The organism is Streptomyces otsuchiensis (genome assembly GCF_004305975.1).
Lineage (GTDB): Bacteria > Actinomycetota > Actinomycetes > Streptomycetales > Streptomycetaceae > Streptomyces > Streptomyces otsuchiensis.
This window is the reverse complement of sequence record NZ_BHZI01000600.1, coordinates 1-489: the sequence shown is the minus strand read 5'-3', so window position 1 is coordinate 489 and position 489 is coordinate 1. Positions and strand designations below refer to the sequence as shown.

Annotated in this window: 1 protein-coding gene; it reads left to right on the top strand. The window is 67.1% G+C overall.

Annotation, left to right across the window (positions count from 1 at the left end; all coding sequences use genetic code 11):
• Window positions 1-90: 90 nt before the first annotated feature.
• A complete protein-coding gene (locus E0D90_RS26040) occupies window positions 91-339 on the top strand; it encodes a hypothetical protein (protein WP_130800347.1) in 249 nt (82 codons plus the stop codon).
• Window positions 340-489: the final 150 nt, after the last annotated feature.

Here is a 489-nt window from a genome sequence, read left to right as displayed (position 1 = left end):
CCGGCATAGGATCTTGCCTCTTGCTGCGAGGGATCGGAGATGTGAATAAGAGCAGGCACCCCCACACCCCGCCACGACCAAGGGACAGCCATGTTCGAAGACATCAGCTTCGCCAACTCCGACCGGGAAGAACTCGAAGACGTAGCCCGGGAGTTCTTCAACCACATCAAGGACCTCGGCGTCCGCCTGGAAGACATCGACGTCCTCGACCCCTGCGACGGCTGCCGCCGCCCCGCCTACCTCGTCCACCTCGGCAACCTCACCCGCGACGAGGTGACCATCCTCAACGCGGCCCTGCGCGACCACCCCGCCACCGAATCGGCGGCACGCCGGCCATGACCCACCTCCGCGCCCACGCCCTGCACCTGCCCGCCGACCAGATCCACATCGGCGGCTACCTCACCCTCGGCGGCCACACCAGCCGCGTCACCTTCACCGAACACCGAGGCGGCGTCGTCCGCCTCGAACTCGACACCCACACCCGCATCA